Raw genomic sequence first — 20141 nt, 5'->3', positions numbered from 1 at the left:
TTCCTTCTCCAAAACTGGACCTATGAGCGTGCTTGAAGTAGAAAAAAAGGCCGGTAAGGTTTATATAGAGACCTATGGTTGCCAGATGAATGAATACGATTCGGGTATCGTGTCCAGTTTGATGCAAGGCGCTCAGTTTGAGACAGTTTCTGACCCGGAACTTTCCGACGTTATTTTCTTAAATACATGTGCAATCCGCGAAAATGCTCACGCGAAAATTTATGCAAGGCTTCAAGGTCTTGGGTATCTGAAAAAAAGAAATCCTGACCTGGTTATTGGAGTTCTTGGATGTATGGCCCAGAACCTGGGTGATGATCTTTTTCATCAGGAACTTCCTTTGGATTTGGTGGTTGGTCCTGATAATTATAGAACTCTTCCTGAACTCATCCAAACGATTCGTTCAGATAAACAACCTGTTTCATTAACCCGCCTTTCTAAGATTGAAACTTATGATGAGATAGAGCCAAGAGTCGTAAATGGTATTCAAGCATTTGTTACCATCATGAGAGGTTGTAATAATTTTTGCACGTTCTGCGTGGTTCCTTATACGAGAGGAAGAGAAAGAAGTAGAGATCCTCATTCTATCGTAAGAGAAACTCGTGATCTTGTTGCACAAGGTGTAAAACAGCTTACTTTGCTCGGTCAAAATGTGAACTCTTATAAGTCAGAGGGTGTCGACTTTGCCGGACTCGTTCGCCTTTTATTAGAAGAAACTGATATAGAAAGAATTCGTTTTACTTCTCCTCACCCTAAAGACTTTCCGATGCATCTTTTAGAGCTTATGGCTGAAAATCCTAGATTTTGTCCTAATATTCATCTTCCATTACAGTCCGGAAATACGGATGTATTAGAGAATATGAAAAGAACTTATTCCAAAGAGGAATTTTTGGAAGTAGTGGACCAGATCAAAACGATTGTTCCAAATGTTGGACTTACAACGGATATTATAGTAGGTTTTCCCGGGGAAACGGAAGAGCAGTTCGAGGATACTTTGGACATGGTTCGCAAAGTTGGATTCGACATGGCATTCATGTTCAAGTATTCAGAGAGAGAAGGTACTATTGCTCAGAAAAGATATCCTGACGACGTGCCAGAAGAAGTAAAAGGAGAGCGTCTCACTAAATTAGTAGACCTACAGACTTCTATTTCTGCAGAGCAGAACAAAGCAAGGATCGGTAAAACTTTTCCTATTTTGGTAGAAGGCGCTTCTAAAAAATCTTCCAAGGAAGCTTGTGGTCGCACTCCTTGTGGAAGAATGACAGTTTTTAAATTACCGGAGAATGTTAACGTAGATTCTTTGATTGGGAAAACTGTTTCTGTTAAAATTAATTTTGCTACTAGCGCAACTCTCAAAGGAGAGGTGATAGAGTGAAGAAGATCTCCCGTGCTTCGGGAGGCGATTCCTCTCCTAAAAAAAAGAAGTCCGAGGCAGTACATCGGACTGATACTACAGGTTTTGGAACAGAAGCCGCCGGAAAAGTAGCGGAAGGAAAAGATCTGCGCTCAGTAAGAGTGCATAGCGTTGCAGACCTTCCCCCCGGTTTTTTTGTTCATACCGATAGAGAGAAGTTTTGGAGATGGCTTCCCATCTTGGATCGTTACATTCTTTCTGAAATTGTTCCTTCGTTCTTCGTTGCACTTTTATTTTTCACAAGTATCTACATGGCCATCGCGCTTAAAAGTATGATCGGTCTTTTCGTGGGGAAGGGCGTGGATCCTTTTCGACTCTTGGATTATTTTGGTTATCTATTGGGGAATATTCTTCCTACAACCGCACCTCTTGCTTGTTTGATGAGTGGTGTCATGGCAGCAGGGAGACTTTCTGGCGACTCTGAGATTACTGCGATACGTTCTGCAGGAATTGGTTTTTCCAGAATTTACGTAGTGTTCGTTGGTTTCGGCGTATTCTTGGCGGCTGTTGTTGCGTTCTTGTGTTTCTATCTTTCTCCCATTAACACCCGAAAAATGACCGAGTTCAATAAATGGGTTTTGGCTTATAACCCTCTTCTTGCATTAACTCCCGGACAGTTTGCAGGGGACCAGGTGCAGAATGCGGGCTCTGAAAAAGCGATCGCGATGTATACCGAAGGTGTAAACGCAAAGACAGGAGAACTTTCCGGAGTTCAGATCCGAGAGTGGACAGTATTTATTCCACAAAACCAAGATCCATTTCTTCTTTCTATGGGGGCCGCGAGTCGTCCTATTCAATTAGGAGAATCTTATATTACACAAATCATCTCTGCTAAAAAAGGAACGTTAGTGGAGAAGAAAGGGCCTGACGGTGAATTCGAAAAATCTATTCGATTGAAAGATGCTTGGATCTTAGAATGGGATAGAGCCAAACAGCAATTTTCAGTCGGCGATCTTCGAAAAGGGGAGATGGATTATAATATTCCGAAGACCGAAGAGAAAAAAAGCCTAGTTATCGATGTAGATCCAGGTTCTTTCACTCTTTGGACACTGATCGATATTCGGGATAATATAAAAGCGGGAAGATTGGAGAAGATCCCAGGTCTCGAAATTTTGCAAGAGATGGGAATTCCCTCGGATGGATCTGAAAATTTAAAAGACAGAGTTCTACGTTTACAATTTGAATTGCCGAACATCATGGAGGATCCTACGATTTCGGATGCTCAGAAGTCTCAAAGTGTTACTATCGTTCTTCAGCTGACTACTTTATTAAAAGAGGCCAAAAAAAGAGTCTCTCAATTCGATGTAGAGATCCAGAGGAGATATGTGATCCCTATTTCCTGTATTATTTTTTCCTTAGTCTCCTTACCATTAGGTCTCGTAGTAAAACGTTCCGGAAAAGGGATGAGTTTTACAATGGCAGTCGTCTTGATCATAGTGTATTGGGCCCTTTTTACATTCGGATCAAATATTTCTGAAAATTCCAAATTTCCGGTTTGGTTAGGACCTTGGAGTGGGAACATCGCGATTGCGATCATTGGTTCGGTTGTTATGTTAAAACGAACCGATATGCGCTTTCCGCCAGCTGTAGTAAATTTCTTTCAAATCCTTGCTAAGTTCTTTTCCCCCGTTGCCCGTGTTTTTGCCCGGATACAGAGACCCCTTTCTTCCCTAAAAACAAAATTGACAGAGGGACTCAAAAAATTATCCTTATGGAGAAATCGAGAAAATCGATACTGATTTCCGTTTTTTAGAAGGACGGGATCGGCTTTCGGCGTCTTATCTATGATGTCGAGTAAGGGGGAGAGTCGGCTTTGAAAACCGCGAATATTTGGCACATAACTTCCGGAGCTGAATTCCCCGTACATATATGGAAACATCCGAGAATTAATATCGAACTTCGCAAGGTCCAATTAAAGGACTATAGATCGATAGAATTGGATGCTCAGGATATCAACGTATTCTATGTGAATACAAACCTGAAAGAATGGACAGACATTAAGGACGATTTCCTAAAACGTTTTGAACTACATCCGTTCGTCGCGCTTACCATTATTTCCTCTCCTGAGGCTGAAGAAATTTATAACAAACTTTCTCCTAAAGGTAAAACCGAAGTTCTAGAGTATCCTGTTCAGCCCAGGTCTTTAAGGATCATTTTGGATAGAGTGATCCAGACTGAGTTTTTCAAAATGGTAGCTAACGAAATTGGGAACAGTTGCCTGGCGAACGTAGGATTTTTTGAGGGAGTTTTCGAACTCGCTAACAAGGAATATAAAGATACTCACAAGGCAAATGCTGCTCTTCACGCTATCCTTGAGTTTGAAGCAAAGATTAAAAAGAATAACGAAGATATCAATAAAGCGATCGAAAGAGTGAATGAACTCAAGAACCAAGAGCTTCTTACGCTTCACGAAAGATTGAAAGTTTCCGAAATCATAGACAATCTCAAAACGATGGAATTAAAACATGCGCTCGAGTTGAAAAAAGCAACTGAAAGGGCCTTGGAATATTCCAGTATAGAAGAGATTGAAATGAAAAATATCCTCGAAGCTCATACCAAATTGTTTGAATATACTGAGCAAGAGATCAAAGATCTTGTTGAGGAAAATAAACGTCTTAGAAAAGAACTAGGACTTCCTGAGAATAATTAGAACTGAGTGTTGGAATTCCAACATGGGTTAAAGGGCGCCCCCGCCCTGCATAGGGAGGGGGGAGTGGCCCGTGGGAGAGCTGCTTTCCCTCTATCATAATTCCCCAAAACTTACAATAGAATTTTCTTTCACTAATCCTTGTTGGAATTCCAACAAACCGGTATCTTTATTCTCTCGCAAACAATTCCAAAACTTTTTTGAATTCGTAGGAGTTCCTGCCGTAGGCTTTTTCCGCGTATAAGATCCCGTGTTTCTTTCTTCGATCCTTATAATAATCCATACCATCCGGATGGCCGGACTTCTTCGCTGATAGATAGAGTCTCTCATAACAATGGGATAAAATTCGATGAGGTTCTGCTTCGTCGTTAAACTTAGGATCCAGGGAAATATACTTTTCCAAGAACTCTGCAGATTGGTTGAAGTTTTTCAGAGCATACTGGTGTTTAATGAATTCTCTGTAAACTCCGGCCTGCAGTTCCATAAAAGATTCAGATTTTCTAATATTAGGATTTGCGATCTTGTCCAGATTTTTCATTGCGAGGGATAGATTTTTAACCGAATCCAATCTTGCCTTGGTTAACTCTCTATTCCAAACTCTTTCTGAGTTTTCCAGTCTGCTCTTTCTTTGCCAAGGGAATCTTTCCGAATCTAAAACCTTAGCTTCTTCTTTTTCTCTTTTGGATTTAATACTATCCGAAACCTTTCTGAAACCATCTAAGGCGGCAGAGAAATATTCTTCCGTTTTTTCTAAAGCCTGCTTGGAATTTCCTTCTGAAAAATCTCCTAAGAAATCTATATCTTTAAATTCGTTAGGGTCGTCACTCCAAGGGCCCTCTTTTACGGATTCAGGGATTAGGATCTCCAGTTTTTTCGGTCGATCATGAGGGTCTTCTTGGGAAAATAGATGGGAAGAAGAGGCAATCAGAGCGAATAAGAACAAATATCTTAAGCATGAAAGCTTAACGAGTTTCATTAGCACTAGGATCGGGAAATCACTTCAAGAGATAAACCATAAAAATGGTTTCATTCGGAAAGCCTTCCGATGAATTTGATTTAGGAGCAGAATATGCAGAGCCCTGAAGTCCCGAAAACGAAACGTATTGTGCTTATCGCACATGATAATAAAAAAGAAGATTTAGTGGAATGGGTGCAACTACATAAGGACATACTTTCCAAACATCATCTCTATGCGACCGGGACAACCGGAAAGATCGTCCATGAAAAAACGGATCTGCCTGTTCATAGATTTTTGTCCGGACCACTTGGCGGGGATCAACAGATCGGCGCGAAGATCGTAGATGGAGAGATAGATGTGGTAATCTTCTTTTGGGATCCATTAACGGCTCAACCTCATGACCCGGACGTGAAAGCTCTCTTGAGGATTGCAGTACTTTATAATATTCCAATTGCGAATAACAGAAGGTCCGCTGATTATTTAATCTCTTCTGACCTTCTCGCCACATCTTATAAAAAAACTACAATCGATTATAATACAGGGCTTCCAATTTACTAAGTTATTTCCCTTCTTCTGTAAATGCTGCTCGATATGCTTCTGGAGGGCAGGTCAAATAACTGCAAGAATAAGAGTCGGAAGAAGTTTGGCTCCAAGTCCCTGATTCTACCAATTCATCGCAAGAAATCTTATAAGAGTTTGATTTACCCTTTCCCGAAGGAATACCTGCGCAAGAAAATACAGGGATTTGTTTATAGCAGGAACAATTTCCTTCAAAGGCTCTTGTATCCGAACAATACACACAATCTGATTTTTCATTTCCATTCAAAGCGGCAGAAATCAAGGATTGATTTTGATAGTCCTCCTTCTCCTTTTTAGTTTGTGGGTCAGAAGTGCAGAAGGACAGTGAAAATATTATAAATATATAAAGTGGAAAATATCTAAAATCCATAAAATTCCTCATTCAGAAATCAAAGTAAAAGGGATAGTCGTTTTGAAAGTGACGTTTGTGCCAGGGTTCAAGGCGTATTCCTTGTATCGGCTTAGGTGATTCACGTATTCTTTATCGAAGATATTCAAGACCGCGACATCAAAGGTTGCCGATTCAGTTCCGTTCGTTACGCCGGGAATCTCCCCACCGAAACCAATATCATACAAATTATAACCTTGCGTTGGAGTTTCTAATTTATCCACCTTATACTGGGACTGAACAAAAGTACCGTTCACGGAGATATATGGTTTGGAAATTCCTAAAAGTTTATTCGTGGTGAATCTAAGGCCTAAACGAGCTCGATTCGGAGTCATTCTTGGAAGATACTTGTTTCTAATATCAGAATATACTGAATTAGGATCTATGCCTCCTGGATTTAGAGCGATTTCCGGCGGAATATTTTTTTGAATAGTAGCTCTTAAAATATCAATACCGCCAGTGAGCACAAGCCAGGAAGTTGCCTGAGCTTGGAAGCTGAATTCTCCGCCTTCTAACTTTGCAGCATCCTGTCTGTATCTGTAAACGGGAAGGCCAGAATCCGAATCGATAGCACCTGCACTTACGGAATAAATATAATTATCTATCTTGTTTCTGAAAACGCTAAGCTCTGCTTGAAATTTATCATTAGCGAAACGGACAGAAGCATCATAGTTTAAAGAAGTTTCCGGTCTTAAACTATCCTTACCGATCTCGAATCGACCACTCCCCTCATGAACGCCATTGGCGAATAATTCGAAAGGAGTCGGTGCTCTAAAGCCTCGACCGGCATTCAAAGCTAAAGAAAAATCTTTTGCAAATCTCCAGACAGTCCCGAGAGATCCAGTGCTCGCCGAATAATTTCTGGTCTGTTCCAAATTTCCAAGGTCCGCGTTGGCTCTTATGTCCATACTTCTTTTATCGGTTCTGGCACCTGCAGAAAAACTAAAGTCACCTATCTTCCATTCTTCAAAAAGAAAAAATCCGACATTGCTTAAACCATAACCTGGGATTAAAGGTTCGGTTCCGATAGTATTACTTCTTTGTTGCATACCTGAAATACCAACTGTACCTTTGAGCCCTTTCCATTCTTTGTGATGGATTTTTGCATCTGCAGTTGTGGTATCTAAGGATAGGTTTAAACCCTGCTTATAATCATACTTGTTCACTTGATAAGCAGAAGCGGCCTTGGTGAAAGAATCGATAGAAGGATCTAATAATGTATCCTTGATTGGCATATATCTATTCTTATCTTCAATCTCTCTACGATTGTTTCTTTGGTAAGCCGCATCTAATTCCACATTCACTAAAGGAAGAATGAAAAAAGCATGCATATGGGTTTTTTGGTGAAGAACTGTTTGGTAAGCGCTTGAACCTGGAGATTCATTCGGATTATCATATAGATCTTGTTCTTGGTATCTTTGAAAAGAATCCACATAGAAATTCCCCCAAGAACCATCGGTCCCCAAAGAAGCGTTCACGTTTCTTTCATGAAAACCGGTATTAGGGAGAGTCCCGTTGGGAGTAGTGATTCTTCCAGCCTTTCGAGTATCCGTCTGCACTCTATAACCGAAATTCGTATCTTTATGATAACCAAAGAGAGAGATTGCACCTGCGTCTTGTTTATTATTCGAAAAACTATTTGTGGAAATTGTTCCACCTAATAAAGGAGCACCATCTTTTGCGGTAGGTGCCTTAGAGCGGATCACATTAATTACACCACCTAAAGCGTCCGAACCGTAAAGAACGGATCCAGGGCCTCTAACAATTTCCATCTTATCTATATTAAATGCATCTAAGTCGACAGTATGATCATCTCCAAACTGCTGCTCTTCTTGCCTTACTCCATCAGTCATCACCAAAACTCTTTGGCCTGTCAGACCTCGAATTACCGGCTTAGAAGTTCCCGCGCCAGTGGTTAGGGTCGCAGTTCCTGGAGTATTTTCCAAGGCAGACATTACGTTTTGTCCTCTTAATCTTTGCAATTGCCTACCTTCTAAAACTGTTGTAGGCTGTGGAGTAGATAAAAAATCGGATGCCAATGTTTTAGCAGTGACATTGATTGCTACACCTTCTAATAGAGAAGGTTTTAAAACGATATCCAAAACTTTGTCTAGATCTTTCACCTCGAATCTTTCCGTTTTTAATTCATAATTCGGAGCGGAAGCAACTAACGTGTAATTTCCCGGAGAAACGTGCTGAAATTCGAAACTACCATCTTTAGCAGATCTTGATACAAACTTGTTTTCCGTAAGGAATAGTTTGGCGCCTGCAATGGGATGTCCTTCCGAATCTTTAATAATCCCTCTAACATTCACATCCAGGGAAAAAACTTCTGAAAAAGGCAAAAATAAGCCAATAAAAACAGGTAATAAATTAAATTTATATAAAATACTTTTCATTCTTCCTAAACTCCAGACCTATTGAGGTCGGGTTCTTCATATACAAAATAAAATTCAAAGCTGATCGCGACTGCGAAGGCTGTTGAAAACAGTAGATGCAGATAAATTAGGAAAAATAAGGGGGAGCTCGTCCTCTCAAGTTCCCCGATTGGGAAGTTTGAGCAGGAATAAGATCAAAAATTATAAATTCATTATATTCTAGAAAGGGTTGTTCCGATCTAGGAGCTTGGACGAATTCCGCTCCGGAATTGATCTGGGAATGGATACAGACAAAACAGGATTCCGAGGAAATTTTGGAAGAGTGTTTGGAGAATATTCCTTTTTCGGATATATCCAAATGTGAGTGGGCGCTTGTAATTAAAAGTCCGCCACAAAACGCGAACAACGCAAAGAAGGACTTAAGCCCGTTTTTTCGTCTTCTAGCCAAAACTCCCATTTTTTCAATAATGATAAATCGTTATTAATAAGCAATCAATTTTTTGGGACCTTCTATCTTTACAAAAACATGGATAGAAAGCATTACCAGACATCGCTGAAATGCGAGAAAGTCCCAAAAGATCGGAACTTAGGGTGGGGATCCTTATATTCTTCCGCAAAAATCCGTTCTATAATTACAGCCGATCTGCCTAGCAGTAATCTTATGTCTGGCGTAAAATTCATTCTTCATGATTTTCTCGAGTAGGAGTTCAAACAAAAAATGATTCGCATACCAAGGAGGGATACAAGTGATCCGATCTTCCAAGATCGAAGTGTTCTTATTGGTCTGAGTAAAAATATGTTCGTGTTTGAACTTCGCGAAAGGGCCCGATTCTTGGATATCAACAAAACGTTTTCCTGGATCCAGTTCAGTATGTAGAGCTATCCAGCGGAAAGAAATTCCGGGAAAAATCCTTACTCTAACAATCGCCTTTGAGCCAGGTTCCAGTGAAGAAGGAGGGGAAATGACTTGTGCTTTTTTAGAAGAACCTACGAGAGAAGAAAATCCATCCGGGCCAGTATGAAATTCGAATAACTCGGAGGCCTTGCAATTGAATTCAGAACGACAAATAAATATCACAAGAATTCCAAAAATATTAAAAAATCAGAATATATCTAATTGGCAGGAGCACTTTCAGTCTTTTTCCAGTAGGCTTTATTTCCTACTGCAATATTTCTTAAGACAGCATCTTGGTTCTTTGGAACTACTTTTGCAGTATAAAGATCCGCTTCTGTTACGGTACCTTCTCCAAGCAATGTAGCCGAATTGAAGAAGTAAACGGTTGTTCCTTTTTTGAGTCCGTCTATGATCCCGGCATTTACGATCAGCGAATCTTCTTTTACTCTATGTACTTTACCGCTGGCAGGAATTAAGGCGAGAATTTTGTCTCTAGCTCTTAAGGTGGCTTCTGCCAAAGCGTCTCTACCTTTTGCATAGATCCTAAATTTACCTAAAATTTTCTCCTCCTTATGATCTCTGAGGCTCCATTCTATGCGTAAGTTATCATCTTGGAAGGAAATTTTACCACTCACGACAAAACGAATATTTTCACCTCTGGAGTTCTTAATGGAGGAATAGTTTCGTTCTGTTTTGTGAATGGCTCCCGAATAAGGCTCGGATTCTAAACTTTCAGACTTTCTAATATTATCTAAATCGATATTGCGGATTCTTGGATCAGAGTTTAAAAAATGGCGAAAGACTTTTCCTGCTAAAGCGGGAAGGTCGGTATGTTTCGCTAAAAAATCTTCGCCATCTGGATCAAATACGAGGACTTCGGGGGGAGTTCTTCCGTAATCTTCTTGGATGCCGAATTCTCCGATCTTGACAAGACCTTCTCTATAGCTTAAGGAAGTTTTAAAACCTTCTAGGTTATTCTCTACAGAGTAGCCATATTTTTTATTATCCGGGAATTTATCTCTTAAAAGCAGAAGTAAATTAAAGTAGCTCGGGAATAGTCCTCTTCTTTTATATTCTTCTAATGTTAAAACTAAAATTTCAGGTCGATTAGGAAGAAGCTCTTTTGCTCTGATTAAATGATACCAAGCTAAATCATATAAGAATGCGTTTTTATTCGCTCTATATCTTTGGAGTCTATATTCTCCTAAGGTTCTTCTGAGCGAATTTCCTTCTGGTAGATTTTCCAATGCATACAATTCTGAACGATTTCTGGCGATTGGATCTAAATCATCTAAGGAGATTAATTTTTCTAAATCAGTTTTGGCTTCTTTAGAGGCAGGATCCTTTTTCAATCTCGCATAGGAGCGTAAGTATAAATACTCCGTGGAATTCGGAAATAGGCTTAATAAACGATTTAAATACTCTTCCGCTTCTTGGTATCTTCCAAAATAGATCCTGGTTTTTGCCAAAAGTTTGAGAGCTTCTTCTTCGTTCGGGTGTAAGGAAACGGATCTTTCGAATTTTTCGGCAGCCTCAGCAATTTTAGAATCTCGCTTGCTACCTTGGGATTTTTCCGCCCAGATCAATAAGAATTTCCCGGATTCTAAAAAGATCCCTGGATCATCGGAAGCTTCTGCTTCCAGTTGATTTCTAAGAGATGCGGCCTTTGTAAAGTTGCCATCGAATGCTTCTACTTTTGCCTCTAAGGTTTTGACTTCTTTATTTTTAGGGATCCTGGAATAAGCAGAATGAAATTCGAAACTTGCTTTTTGGGTTTTTCCGGAAGCAAGTTGTACTTCTATATAAATTGGAAATAGATCAGAATCATATCTGTCTTCTTCCAAGAATGGTTTTAGGATCAAAAATGCTTCTTCGTAACGTCCTAGTTTTGCAAGTGTGATCGCTTTTTCGCGGACTGCTTTTTTGTTTTTAGGCTCTAATTCTAGAACTTTATCTAAAGATTGTAATGCTTCTTTTTCTTTATGAAGTTTTAATGCAGCATCTGCGAGCCCCAATCTGGAACGAACGGATAGAGGGTTTAAGTTTACCGCTTCTCTAAATGAATCATACGCTGCAGGATAATTCCTGGAAGCTAAGGCCGCTTCGCCTTCTTTGATCCAGTCTATGGTTTGTTTGGAAGAAAGGGAGAAGGAAAAAGATAAAACAAAAAGAACTGCAAAATTCCTTAAGAGGAATTTTAAATTCAGATGTTTGTTTGAGATTTTAGATCCGAATATCATGGTGTAAAAAATCCGGTCTCCGCTTTTCCATTAGAATTTCTGAAAATAGCTTCTACAACCACAGGGACATAGACGTCCATTCCTTCAGGATTTATCCTACTTTTAAAGGAAAGAAGATACCTTCTGTCTTTTTTGGAATCTATCCAGCTTCTTAGGTTTTTCTCCGTTCCACCGGAAGGGATCGTTAAGAATTTTCCTCCCGTTTTTTCCGCGATTTCTTTATATACGGAAACCGATTCTCCATTTTCCCCCAAGCATAAAAAGTAGATAGGGATATCATGGGCGACTGCGAAACGAATGATCTTTGTGGGGGAAAATTGAGTGAATGCTGCTTTTGAATCTTTTCCGGAAACGATTGCGATAATTGCTCTTGGGCCTAAACTATCTAGTAGATCCGTGATCCCTCTTTGTAATGATTTTCCGATTTGGGATTCTTCCTCCGGAGCAAAGGAGCGTAACGCTTTCAGAATATCATACATACTTTTTCCGAAAGGGTAAGCGATTTGAGTGTCTCTTCCGGAGCGTAGAAGTTGGATTTTATCTTCTACTCTGATTTCTGATAGAAAAGGACGGATTGCCTTCTCTATTGTTGCATAAGAATCGGATACAATCTGAGAATTTTCTGCAACGATGGAAACACTCACTCTATTATTATATTTTTTCATATCGGTTAAACCGATTAAAGGAGAGAGATTGTCCATTTCATAGATGCGGAAAGAATCTCTAGGAATTGCTTTTACAGGAACACCATGTCTATCTTTCGCATGAAGAACTAAAGAGACATCGGGATAATCAGAACTAATAGTTCTTTCCACGATCAGATCCAAGTTGGAAGAAAGTTGTCCTTTGGGGGAAAAGGATTCGATCCTATGCCTGTTAAAATCCGCAACAAACATGGAACCTGTATAATCGAAAGTCACAGAGAACGCTTGGTCGAAATTTCTGACTCTATTTTTAGAATCCTTAAAGTTATCAAAGCCTGACCAAGTTTTAGAAACGGAATCGTATATAAAAAGCCCCGCGGTTTCATCTGCAACGACTACCTTATTGTCTTTGATAGAAAGATTTCTTGGTCTTTTGAAAGAAGGGTTGTTAATTTCTTTTAAAAAATTTCCTTCATGATCGAATACTACGAGTCTTTTATTACCTCGATCAGCTACGAAAATTTCTCCGCGATTATTAACTTTGATACCTGCAGGTTGTTTTAAGATCCCAACACCTATCTCTTGGAGAGGTTCTCCTGTCCTGGAAAGTTTTTGGATCCGATTATTTCCCATATCGGAAACATACAAAAATCCTTCTTTCGTAAAATAAAGCCCCGCTGGTCCATGAAAACTTCCCGGATCTTTTCCGGTAGAACCGAATCGATTTACGTAAGTGCCTCTGGTATCGAATTCGTAAATTCTATCTCCTGCATAATCTGCAACGAAGATTGATTTTCCTCGAATACTGATCCCAACCGGTCCTTCTAAATTTCTACCAAAAGAACCTTTGAAATTTTCGACAGGAAAACCGTTGGCATCAAATTTCACCACGTTAGCTGTATCGAAACTTACTACGTAAAGATAACCTTCTTCATCTACCGCTAAGTCAGCAGGATTCCTGAAACGAAATCTCCTTAGGTCATCTCCAAAAATTGATTTATAATATTCTAAATTATCTTTTCTGTTTCCGCCGCCTAGTCTGTATCTAAGCGCGTCTAATCGATTCTTGCTGATCAAATCGAGTTTATTAGAAGATTCTAATTGTTCCAATTCGGAAAGACTTTCTTGCCAGTCTCCACTCAGGTAATATGCTTCGGAGAGAAAAAACTTTGGATGAACGAAATCAGGTTTGATAGAAAGGGAGCGGACAAAATTCTCTCTGGCCGCGGCAAATTCTCCCTTATTATAATAAGCGAGACCACGCTTGAAGAATGTCCTGGCTTCTTTTTCTTTCAGTCCGAAGTTAGGTAAGGGCTCGGACCATCCGGATTGGGTGAGAATTCCTAAGAGTAGAACGAAAACTATAAGTTTTGTTTGCGTACGTCTCCCCATTCTAATCCTCTTAGTCGATAGAATAGCTTAAGAGACATAATTTCAACCTATTTTTCGAGTCTTTTAGAAGGGTTTTGCTACTCTTGCAAGCGATTTTAGGTAACGATTTTGTAGGAGCTCCTACAGGCGCAGTGCTGATAAATCAGTTTGTCAAAATCGGCATTTTGTGGAAATGTCCGATTTTCTCCACCGCTACGCTCCGGCCCCCACCCAAATCGGGCGGGGCCCGTCCTGAAAATTATCCAAGTCTTCTTTTGACTGAGAATCTTTCTTTTAGATTGGAAGAAGGGGAGTTGCCCGTTGGAGAGAGCCAGGCGTTTTTCCAGTTGGAATGCCATTCGGACCATTCATTGCGAACGGACTGGTTTTGTTGGAGTTCCTCTTCGACCTCTCTCATCAATCGGTCCAATAGGATCACATAATTTCTGAATCGCAGGGCCAGGTCGGTGTTTGAGGAATATTCCTGCATGGTTTTCATATCGGCCCAAGAGGGTGGGAAGAGGCATTTTTTCTAGGAATTTTCGGTAGGAAAAAAAAGAAATCGGGTCGTTAGCCTGCGAGGACCGCTACATGGGCTTCTACACTTTCGGCTAAAGCATCCAGGTCGTAACCTCCTTCTAAGAAGGAAATTGTTTTGGCATCGATCTGTTTTGTTGCGGATAATATTAAACGTGTGAATTCTGCGAATGCATTCGTGCTTAGGTTCATACCGGCTAATGGATCTCTTCTATGTCCATCAAATCCTGCGGAGATTAATACAAACTCTGGTTGAAAGTCCAACATGGAAGGCACCACTGTTTCTTGGAAATAATGTAGATATTCTTTATCTCCGGAACCCATTGGCAAGGGAATGTTTAATGTAAAGTTTTCTCCTTTTCCTTCTCCTCTTTCATGAACTGAGCCTGTCCCAGGATAATACGGATATTGATGAAGTGAAGTGAAGAATACTTTATTTGAGTCGTAAAATATTTCCTGGGTTCCGTTCCCATGATGAACATCCCAATCCAGTATATAAACCCTTTCCACTCCTTGCGTAAGCAGATAACCCGCGGTGATCGCTATATTATTTAGCAAACAAAACCCCATGGACCTTCCTGTTTCTGCGTGATGTCCTGGCGGCCTTACGAGTGCTATCCCTGATTCTATTTCATTGGATCTGATCTTATTTACGAGATCTACTCCGCTACCTGCTGCTAAGAGTGCTGCATCGAAACTGGATTCTGAATATGGTGTATCTCCGTCGAAACTTCCTCTTTTGCCTTGGATGACTGAAAACCTTTCTCTATGCCTATTATTATGTACGGACTCGATCAGTTCTAATGGTAGTTTATTAGGTTTAATCCAAAACATGTCCTTAAAATATGAGGTCTTATGTAATCGATTGAGTATGGATTCCAATCTTTGAGGGGATTCAGGGTGGAATGTCCCGGTATCGTGTAGCAAAAATGTATCGTCATAGGCGTAGCCGAGTTTCATTTTCTTCTCCCGTTTTTTGTTGGAAGTCCTACAAAGAGGACAAGTACCGAGGTCTCCGGTTCGATATTATAATATAGACCCGGAGTAAATTTGTGCGCAAACCGTTTTCACTTTTTCCTATCTTAGTTCTTACCGCTTTCCCGGTCTGTGCAGAGTTTACTATTCCTTATCCGGAAAATTCTAATAAGAAGGAAATTCCCGTATTAGAATCATCTCCGGAAATGAAAACCAAACCCCAATCCGTTTCCAAAGAAAAGGAGAAGAAGGAGATACGACTTTCTTCCAGAAACACTCAGGAGGAAAGCGAAAAGGAGACTCCGAAAGAGAAACTTAAAAAGTTTTTTACAAGGTCAACAAACAAGGGGACTTATGGAGATCGCCCCAAATTCTATCGTGGTCTTTATGTGAATAATTCTTTAGTTTCGGATAAATCCCGTAAGAATGAATGGGAGTCCTTATTAAAGGATGCTTCCGATTACGGAGTGAATGTTTTAGTGATCGATCTTCAACCTAAAACTCCTTCTCCGGAAGAGGTCTCTCGTATTAAGAGTTTGGGTTTTTATCCCGTGGGAAGGTTGGTAAATTTCGACGGTGGGCTTAAGACTAAGTATCCTAGTTCTGAAAGATTAAATTCTATTTTTGGCTATGTTAGAAAGGCATGTCTTTCCGGATTTCCGGAAGTTCAGTTGGATTATATACGTTATGCGGATGTTACTGATATAGATCTTTCTTTGAAGGAAAAATATAATAATATCGGCGAGATTGTGACCAGAATTCGTGGAGAAGCGAATCAATGTGAAAAACTTCCTTATTTGGGAGCGGATATTTTTGGTAGGATTCCATTTAACCGTGACGATCAGATCGGGCAGAAGGTGGAAAACTTTGCACAGCTCGTGGATGTGATTTATCCTATGTTATATCCTTCTCACTTCTATGGCCAACCTGGACGTATTGCAAACCCTTACCAAACCGTTTATGATGGTTTGAAAAATACTAGAAAAAGATCCTTATCAACTACGAAAGTGGTCGGTTGGATCCAAGGTTTCGGAATGAGTCTTGGTCCTTCAGGAAAATCTTTGAAAGATTATATCAAGGCTCAGATCGAAGCAAGTGTAGATAGCGATAGCGATGGTTTTGTTGTCTGGAATATAGTAGGGAAATACGGAGATACTTTTAAAGCGATAGAGGAAAGTATCCAGAGCGGAAAGTTAAAGATAGAGGACTGATCTTACAGCTGCCGCTAATGTTGGAGTTCCAACATCTCGTTTAAAACCCAAGATCTTTTTCTAATATTAAAAGATCCTTATCTCCCGGAATATTTTTAGGTCTATGTAATTTATAAGCCTGAATAGATTCTATAGTCTTCGTTCTTAGGAAATTTGCTTCTTCACTGATCGTAGTGGACTTTGCTCCACCCGAAAGTTCCATATATCTCTTACCAAATAAAAGGGAGGTCAGTCTATGAAGTCTATAATCAGTGATATTATCCAAGCCGGCTTCTTTTAAAAGTTTTTGGGCAATTTCCCAAGACTTTTCCTGACGATTTCTGATCTTAGGCTCTTCTTCAGGAGAAATACTTCCCTTTGGTCTTTTGCTCGATGAATAAGAAATATATAATTTATAATAAGTCTCTGCACTTCTAATCAAAAGTTCGTAATCTGTTTTGGAAAGTCTGAATCCTTCTCTGGCTACTTCTTGAGCTCTTTCTAATTCTTCCGGAACAAAACTGTTCTTGGAAAAGCTTGGGGCCTGGTCCGCCTTACAGTTTAAGAAGGAAACATATTCTCTGGAAAATCGGATCATATCTTGATCCGAATCGAATCTGGATCTTTTTTTCCAAGCGGAAGAAAACTCTGCTCCAGCACTCATCGGCAGAATTCCGGAACACACAGGTTCTTTGGAATCTACTCCGGCCTCGTTCAAATATAACATTCCTAATCTATAATGTGGAACTGGAGACATTGGATCTAAACGAATTGCTTTGCGAAAAGATTGGATCGCTTCTGGGATCTCATCTCTTGTAAAATGATAATCTCCAGTTTTACGTTCTACTAATGCTGGTCCGCTTAATTCGGAAGACACTGGATATGCGACGGTTAACACCTTCTCCTTTGCCATTCCTAAATATCCAACACCTCTTAATTGTTTTCCTGTGAAAGCAGTTTGGAAAATGGATTTAACTTCTATTTGTCCTACGATACTTCCGTCTTTGAATGTTTCATGATCAAAATCTTTTTCGATTAAGTAAAGTATCTGCCCTGGGCGGATCCCTGGATCATAATGTACTTTTACAGTAACTATATCCGGTCTTGTATCATATCCTAACTCGAAACTTTTGTATTTCCCTTCGTATTCGATAGGTTTAACCTTATCGAACATAATGGTCTCCCCAACTAAGACCATTTTTTCCTTTCTGGGCATTCCGTCTTTTCCTGTGTTTTTTGGCATCCCTACATCTCGGAACGCATACACGAATTCTTTGGAGAAGATAGAAGAGGAAAAGGCGCAGAGTAATAGTATGATTACAGGTCGGGTTAGGGCCATATTTTTATTTTCGGCCGGATTATAAATGTGCAATAGAAATTTAAACGATTTCGACGGGGATGGAATTCTTTAATTTACTAAAAGATCCTTGAGATTCCATGATTGGCATGTAAGGTAAGGGTTTGGGCGACTCCTTCGGACCGCGCTGCTACGGGCTTCGGTCTCTTCGAGACTTCCCCTACGCATCGCTGTCGCATTGTACTCGAAAAACTCTCCGTGATCTCAGTGAACTCCGTGCGAAAAAAACTAAGCCAAGATCTTGCTAAAGTCCTGGATCATCTGATACTTATGTGCCGCCTGAGGGTGGTTTCCGGGACGAGAAACTATAATAGGTCTGACTCCAGCTTCAGAAGCAGCGTCTGCTTCTTCTTTTATGTCCGTGAAGAATACGATGGAGTTCGGAGACAAAGAAAGTTTTTCGGCTATCTTAGTATAACTCGAGGCTTCTTTTTTTCCACCTACAGCAGTATCGAAATAATTTTCGAAATATACTGTAAGATCTCCTGCTTCACAATATTTATAGATCAAAACCTGAGCTTCTACACTTCCTGAAGAATATACGGCTGCACGTTTTCCTGATTTTTTAATCCTTTCCAAAAAGAGAGGAACGTCTGAGAAGATCGTACTTTTTAGTTCGCCGGATTCGTACCCCGTTTTCCAGATCCTTCCTTGGATCTCTTTCAAAATCCCTAATTTACGATCCTTGGAAACTAAGTATTTGCAGAATTTAGTAAGTGATTCTGGAGAATCGGAAACTTCTTCCGTATATTCGTTTTCGTTTTTGGAAGCAAGTATGAGTTCCTCGGCGAAGCCTGTGTCCGCCGAGGTTTCAGAGAAGAATGTAATGAAGTTTTGGACCGAGTAGGGGAATAAAACCTTGTGCACGAATTCTATCGGCGTAGTTGTCCCTTCTATATCAAATAAATATAACTCGGTGTTTTGTTCTTCCAATTAAGCTGTCCTTTTGATCCTGCCCGCTTCCGCTGCCAGTTCCTCATGCATCTTTTGTTCGTCATGTTTGAAATTTTTCAGGATATATAACCAAGCCAGTCCACAAGGTATCCAGAAAAGGATCGCGATCGTAAACGCTTGTGTTCTATCCGGCAACACAGTAAGGATCAATGCGGCCATCGCAGGTCCAAGTCCGTTCCCTAAATTGTCGGTCAGATTATAAAGAGCAAACATAGAAGATCTGCTTTTTGGAGGATTCACATTCATGATCAATGCTCTTACATTCGGTCCTGTTACGGAAATAATAATACCCGTAAGTATATTAATAAAAATGAATGCAGAACTTCCTGCAACATTTCCTGCGTGCAATAAATATACAGTCGGAAGTATCCCGATTAGGATCATACTCCCGCAAAAGATAGGTAATAATGTCTTGTTCGTGTCGTATATTTTTTGGCCAACAATCCCACCGAAAAAGGTTCCGATAAAGATTCCGACTGCAGCAAAAATTACCAATGCTGAAGCACTATCTTTCGGCATTCCGTATTGGAATTCGTAATAATCGTTCAAGAATACGAAGAATACTCCCCAAGGCACGCAGCCCGGGATCCCTTGCATGAAAATACCAATATTACTCTTGGTAGCAAAAATTGTACGAATATCTTTCCAGGTTAAGCGAACGGCTTCGGAGTTTAAATCCGCCGAAACATTTGCAAGTTCCCTTTCTTTTCCACCTCTAACTGGTTCTTTACAGAATAATCCATAAATCAGCATGAATAGGAAAGAAGGAGCCGCCATATAGATAAAACTTTCTCTCCAACCGTTGATAGGATCAGCCGTGCCTAAGGTCCCTCCAACCATTTGTCCGAGCCCAACTCCGAGCCCCATAGAAAGAGAAAGATAACCCGCTGCAGTAGAACGGGACTTATCTGAAAAATAATCGCCCACTAAAGAGAATAGAAGAGGGAAACTTCCGCCTAAGCCGAAACCTGTAAGAGTTCTAAGGATTAAAAATTCATCGTAGCTTCTTGCGAATCCAGAAAGAAGGCAAGGGATCTCTCCTAATAATACTGTCCCGATGACCAAAGGTTTTCTCGGAAATCTTTGGGTAAGATAACCCATGTAAACTGAAACGAATCCTCCTAATACAAAGAAGCAAATCGGGATCAGTCCTCCCAATTTCCAATCGATCTCTTTTTGGTCAGTGATCCCGAAAGAGCCTGCTATATTTCTGAGGTTCGGTGCGATCAGGTTTTGGTCCGCGAATAGAAAGAAGGCCATTCCCATGATCATCCAAAAGGCGAGGATCGCGTTTCCTCCATGGGCGGCAAGTTCGCCTAATCCGAAATATCGAAGCAGGCTTTTTTCCGAGGTCGGTTGAGACATCCAATTCTCTCCACTATGTTTCTGTTTGATGTCGGCTTCTATAAGAAGCACGTAAAGCGACAGATTGGTGAGGGGAAAAGGAATCGGCAACGAAAATGTGATTTTACTGTCAGAGGTTTGAGAGAAAGAAAGGTCCGATTTTAGTCCTAGAACATCCTCTTTCTTCTGTTTTGGAATAAATACTTGACCCGACGTTTACTTGTCTATAGCTTCGGTCCGACTACGAGGGATACCGCCCTAACCTAACTGGAG

Annotated in this window: 17 protein-coding genes; 5 read left to right on the top strand and 12 right to left on the bottom strand. The window is 40.3% G+C overall.

What is annotated here, in order from left to right; all coding sequences use genetic code 11:
* Positions 1-22 precede the first annotated feature (22 nt).
* The 3 genes from miaB (at position 23) to CH377_RS07300 (ending at position 4061) form a co-directional block, all read left to right on the top strand.
* Complete coding sequence (gene miaB, locus CH377_RS07310; protein WP_100723151.1) at positions 23-1372, top strand: tRNA (N6-isopentenyl adenosine(37)-C2)-methylthiotransferase MiaB; 1350 nt, start codon at positions 23-25, stop codon at positions 1370-1372.
* Positions 1369-3150 (top strand): LptF/LptG family permease, encoded by a 1782-nt coding sequence (locus CH377_RS07305; protein WP_100723150.1) that lies wholly within the window; start codon positions 1369-1371, stop codon positions 3148-3150. Before miaB ends, CH377_RS07305 begins: the two co-directional genes overlap by 4 nt.
* A 74-nt stretch (positions 3151-3224) precedes the next feature.
* Positions 3225-4061, top strand: coding sequence for a hypothetical protein (locus CH377_RS07300; RefSeq protein ID WP_100723149.1), 837 nt, complete (start codon positions 3225-3227; stop codon positions 4059-4061).
* Positions 4062-4227: 166 nt separating this feature from the next.
* On the opposite strand, the gene CH377_RS07295 is transcribed toward CH377_RS07300, so the two are convergent.
* Entirely contained in the window at positions 4228-5034 is an 807-nt protein-coding gene (locus tag CH377_RS07295) for an FcpA-related putative periplasmic flagellar protein (protein ID WP_100723148.1), read from the bottom strand.
* Between the two features lie 93 nt (positions 5035-5127).
* Between CH377_RS07295 and CH377_RS07290 the strand changes: the two genes are divergently transcribed.
* Positions 5128-5574, top strand: coding sequence for a methylglyoxal synthase (locus tag CH377_RS07290; RefSeq protein WP_100710321.1), 447 nt, complete (start codon positions 5128-5130; stop codon positions 5572-5574).
* A gap of 1 nt (position 5575) precedes the next feature.
* On the opposite strand, the gene CH377_RS07285 is transcribed toward CH377_RS07290, so the two are convergent.
* The 8 genes from CH377_RS07285 to CH377_RS07250 all read right to left on the bottom strand — a co-directional run bounded on the left by CH377_RS07285 (position 5576) and on the right by CH377_RS07250 (position 15008).
* On the bottom strand, positions 5576-5965 hold the full coding sequence (locus CH377_RS07285; protein WP_100723147.1) for a hypothetical protein: 390 nt from the start codon (positions 5963-5965) through the stop codon (positions 5576-5578).
* A gap of 8 nt (positions 5966-5973) precedes the next feature.
* Positions 5974-8382, bottom strand: a complete 2409-nt coding sequence (locus tag CH377_RS07280) for a TonB-dependent receptor (RefSeq protein WP_100723146.1) — start codon at positions 8380-8382, stop codon at positions 5974-5976.
* Between the two features lie 106 nt (positions 8383-8488).
* Positions 8489-8818: a hypothetical protein gene (locus CH377_RS07275; protein WP_100723144.1), complete on the bottom strand. Its 330-nt coding sequence runs from the start codon at positions 8816-8818 to the stop codon at positions 8489-8491.
* Positions 8819-8962: 144 nt separating this feature from the next.
* Positions 8963-9439 (bottom strand): SRPBCC family protein, encoded by a 477-nt coding sequence (locus tag CH377_RS07270; RefSeq protein WP_100723143.1) that lies wholly within the window; start codon positions 9437-9439, stop codon positions 8963-8965.
* Positions 9440-9474: 35 nt separating this feature from the next.
* A complete protein-coding gene (locus CH377_RS07265; RefSeq protein ID WP_100723142.1) occupies positions 9475-11496 on the bottom strand; it encodes a tetratricopeptide repeat protein in 2022 nt (673 codons plus the stop codon).
* Positions 11493-13532 carry a 6-bladed beta-propeller gene (locus CH377_RS07260; RefSeq protein ID WP_100723141.1) on the bottom strand — a complete coding sequence of 680 codons (2040 nt, stop codon included), beginning with the start codon at positions 13530-13532 and terminating at the stop codon, positions 11493-11495. Before CH377_RS07260 ends, CH377_RS07265 begins: the two co-directional genes overlap by 4 nt.
* Positions 13533-13770: 238 nt before the next feature.
* On the bottom strand, positions 13771-14001 hold the full coding sequence (locus CH377_RS07255; RefSeq protein ID WP_207797600.1) for a hypothetical protein: 231 nt from the start codon (positions 13999-14001) through the stop codon (positions 13771-13773).
* 80 nt (positions 14002-14081) lie between these two features.
* Complete coding sequence (locus CH377_RS07250) at positions 14082-15008, bottom strand: histone deacetylase family protein (RefSeq protein WP_100723139.1); 927 nt, start codon at positions 15006-15008, stop codon at positions 14082-14084.
* A gap of 92 nt (positions 15009-15100) precedes the next feature.
* On the opposite strand from CH377_RS07250, the gene CH377_RS07245 reads away from it, so the two are divergent.
* A complete protein-coding gene (locus tag CH377_RS07245; RefSeq protein ID WP_100723138.1) occupies positions 15101-16234 on the top strand; it encodes a putative glycoside hydrolase in 1134 nt (377 codons plus the stop codon).
* 40 nt (positions 16235-16274) lie between these two features.
* Here CH377_RS07245 and CH377_RS07240 read toward each other — a convergent pair whose 3' ends face one another.
* The 3 genes from CH377_RS07240 to CH377_RS07230 form a co-directional block, all read right to left on the bottom strand.
* Positions 16275-17552, bottom strand: coding sequence for a tetratricopeptide repeat protein (locus tag CH377_RS07240; protein WP_100723137.1), 1278 nt, complete (start codon positions 17550-17552; stop codon positions 16275-16277).
* Between the two features lie 246 nt (positions 17553-17798).
* On the bottom strand, positions 17799-18503 hold the full coding sequence (gene mtnC, locus CH377_RS07235; RefSeq protein WP_100723136.1) for an acireductone synthase: 705 nt from the start codon (positions 18501-18503) through the stop codon (positions 17799-17801).
* On the bottom strand, positions 18504-19889 hold the full coding sequence (locus tag CH377_RS07230) for an MFS transporter (RefSeq protein ID WP_100723134.1): 1386 nt from the start codon (positions 19887-19889) through the stop codon (positions 18504-18506). It abuts the gene before it with no gap.
* Between the last annotated feature and the right edge of the window lie 252 nt (positions 19890-20141).

Origin of the sequence: Leptospira haakeii (assembly GCF_002812045.1) — a bacterium.
Classification (GTDB): domain Bacteria; phylum Spirochaetota; class Leptospiria; order Leptospirales; family Leptospiraceae; genus Leptospira_B; species Leptospira_B haakeii.
This window is presented reverse-complemented; position numbering and strand designations above follow the sequence as displayed.